Here is a 2,938-nt window from a genome sequence, read left to right as displayed (position 1 = left end):
GACCCCGAGGCGTCCCACGACGCCCGGCTCGCCGCCGCCTGCTGGCGCGTCGAGTCCGCCGTGGAGGCGCTGACCGCCCCGGAGCGCCCCGCCCGCGCCACCCCCGCCACCCTTCCGGCCCACCCGGCCGGCACCGAACCCGCCCTCGCCCACCTGCACAGCCTGGAACGCGCGCTCACCGAACTCGCCGCCCCCCTGCACAGCCCACCCGGAGCGCCCCTGGTCACCGCCTGACCGCGACCCTTGGTCCGGACCAGCACACCGCACTGCTACCGTCGCCGGAAAGATCACGACGGCCACGTCCGCCGAGCGCAGCGCCGGCGGGGAGGAGCAGCGGTGGACAGCAGCAACGGTGCGGGACGGGCATTCATCGGGTCGTTCACCTCGGCCGGCGGACGGGGCGTCACCGTCGCCGCCGTGGACCCGCTGACCGGCGCGCTCACGGTCCTGGGCGCGACGGACGCCGTCGCCGACCCCTCCTACCTGGCGCCCGGCCCCGGCGGCACGGTCCTCTACGCGGTCAGCGAGACCGGACCGGGAGCCGCCGCGGCCCTCGACGTCACCGCGGACGAGCCCCGCACCCTTGGCGAGATCCGGCCCGTGGACGGCGACGGCCCCACCCACCTCGCCCTCGCGGCCGGCCACCTGGTCACCGCCAACTACACCTCCGGCAGCGTCAGCGTGCTGCCCGTCGCCGGCGACGGCACCCTCGGCCCCGTCGCCTCCGTCCTCGCCCACGAGGGCAGCGGCCCGGTCACCGACCGCCAGGAGGGCCCGCACGCCCACCAGGTCCTGCCCGACCCGTCCGGCACCTGGGTCCTGAGCGTCGACCTCGGCACCGACTCCGTACGCGTCTGCGCGCTCGACCCGGCCACCGGGGAGCTGCGCCCGCACGGCGAGACGGCCCTGCGCCCCGGCATCGGCCCCCGCCACCTGGCGTTCCACCCCTCGGGCCGGCACGCCTACGTCCTGAACGAACTGGAACCCACGGTCACCGTGTGCCGGTGGGACGCCACCGGGGGCGTCCTGGAGCCGGTCGGCGAGACCCCCGTGCTCCCCGGGGACGCGACCGGCCCCAGCTACCCCTCCGAGGTCGTCGTCGCCCCCGACGGACGGTTCCTGTGGGCCGCCAACCGCGGCCACGACAGCATCTCCGTGCTCGCCCTCGACGCGACCGGCGAGCACCCCTCGCTGGTCACCACCGTGGACTGCGGCGGCCACTGGCCCCGCGACCTCGCGCTCGACCCGACCGGCCGCCGGCTGTACGCGGCCAACGAGCGCAGCGGCAACGTCGCCTGGTTCACCGTGGACCCGGAGACCGGCGTCCCGCACCACGAGGGCTCCCTCGACGCCCCGGCCGCCTCCTGCGTGGTCTTCGGCTGACAGCGACGGGGCCCCCGCGCCGGACTGCCGTCCGCCGCGGGGGCCCCGCTCGTGGAACCGGAAGGGTCAGTGGGCCTGCGCCCCCTGCGCGGCCTGCGGGGTGATCCCCAGGGCCGACGCGTACATCGAGAGCACCAGCTTGCCGATCGCCGGGTACGCGCCCAGCGGCTCGGCGCTCGCGCAGCCGGCCTCCTTCGCCGCCGCGTCCAGCAGGCCCTCCGTCACCTCGGGGCCCACCACGTACGGCGCCACGGCGAGCTGCAGCGAGCCGGCACCCTTCAGCTGGTCCGCGATCGCGGCGACCGAGCCCTCCACGTCGAGCGCGGCGGCCATCACCGGCACCGCGAGCCGGGCCGCCAGCAGCATGCCCGTGATCCCGGCGGCCTGCACGGCCTCCTCGCCGCCCATCGTGGCGAGCACGATGCCGTCGGCGGCCGTCGCCACCGTGAACAGCCTGGCCCGGTCCGCGCGGGCGAGCCCCGCCTCGGACAGCCGCACGTGCAGGGCCTCCGCCAGCAGCGGGTGCGGGCCGAGGACGTCGGTCAGCTCGGCCGGGGCCTCGCTGTCCGTGATCGCCTGACGTATCCGCCGTACCAGCGCGCCGTCCGGCCCCGCGAGCAGCGGGACCACCACGGCGGCCGGGCCCTCGGGCTCGGCGACCTCACGGCCGACGGCCAGCGCCTGCTCGTAGCGCGCGGTGCGCTCGGCGGCGGAGTGCGCGATCACGGAGGCCAGCGCCGGGTACTCGGCGTCGTCGCCGTCCACGTAACCGATCAGGGCGTTCAGGCCGGGCAGCTCGGAACGGGCGATGCTGACGACCTCTTCGGCGAGGCTGCGGCTCTCCGGGGAAGGGGTGCCGGGAACGGCGAGAACGAGCGCGGCAGCGCCCTCGGGCGCGACCACCGGCTCCGGGCGGCGGTGCCGTCCGGACTGGCGAGGTCGCGGCATTCGTACAGGCAGGCCGGAAGCGGGCCCAGTGGGGGTGCTCATGGCGCCGCATGCTACTGGTTTTGGGCCGCCCCCTGCGCGGGGAGGGTCCGGTCGAGCGGCCTCTGTCCGCTTTTATCCGATCGGCGGCTTACCGGGGTTGATGTGCCGCTCGCCCGGTGCCGGCGGGGTGGACGCCGGCACACGCAGCAGCGTCGGGTGAGCCGGCAGCCGCAGCTCTCCGGCGGCCAGCGCGCGGGCGATCCGCACCGCGCCGAGCAGCGGATCACCCGAACCGGGGACCGCCCGCGCCCCCGGCAGCAGCCGCGCCAGGTGCTCGTACAGCGGTACGAGCAACGGCTCGCCCATCCGGAACAGCCCGCCCGTCAGCGCGACTTCGCACCCCTCGTCGCCCGGACCCGGCTGCGGGCAGACCGCCGCGGCCGCCTCCGCGATGTGCGCGGCAGCGGCGTCCAGGATGCCCGCGGCCACCGGATCGCGGTCCGCGCACGCGGCCACCTCCGGCGCGAACGAGGCCAGCAGGGCGGGCCGGTCGGCGCGCGGATACAGCAGCCCCGGCAGCGCGGCCGGCGCGCCGAACACCGCCTCCAGCCGCTCCAGCAGAGAT

2 protein-coding genes and 2 pseudogenes are annotated in these 2,938 nt (G+C 76.9%); 2 read left to right on the top strand and 2 right to left on the bottom strand.

The genetic code is table 11. From position 1 onward, the window contains the following. Together MHW47_RS34000 and MHW47_RS33995 are read left to right on the top strand one after the other, a co-directional pair. A pseudogene (locus MHW47_RS34000) lies at positions 1-234 on the top strand (FUSC family protein); the annotation flags it as partial. A gap of 102 nt (positions 235-336) precedes the next feature. Further along, positions 337-1,383, top strand: coding sequence for a lactonase family protein (locus MHW47_RS33995; RefSeq protein ID WP_239227699.1), 1,047 nt, complete (start codon positions 337-339; stop codon positions 1,381-1,383). Positions 1,384-1,449: 66 nt separating this feature from the next. On the opposite strand, the gene MHW47_RS33990 is transcribed toward MHW47_RS33995, so the two are convergent. Together MHW47_RS33990 and MHW47_RS33985 are read right to left on the bottom strand one after the other, a co-directional pair. Further along, positions 1,450-2,373 carry a sirohydrochlorin chelatase gene (locus MHW47_RS33990; protein WP_239227698.1) on the bottom strand — a complete coding sequence of 308 codons (924 nt, stop codon included), beginning with the start codon at positions 2,371-2,373 and terminating at the stop codon, positions 1,450-1,452. A gap of 72 nt (positions 2,374-2,445) precedes the next feature. Continuing rightward, positions 2,446-2,938 (bottom strand): annotated as a pseudogene (locus MHW47_RS33985) (ATPase); the annotation flags it as partial.

Source organism: Streptomyces sp. OfavH-34-F (assembly GCF_022347745.1).
Lineage (GTDB): Bacteria > Actinomycetota > Actinomycetes > Streptomycetales > Streptomycetaceae > Streptomyces.
This window is presented reverse-complemented; position numbering and strand designations above follow the sequence as displayed.

Bases quoted from the DNA above. Each gene is read 5' to 3' on its own strand.
- MHW47_RS33990 (WP_239227698.1), bottom strand. From the start codon at position 2,373: ATGAGCACCCCCACTGGGCCCGCTTCCGGCCTGCCTGTACGAATGCCG.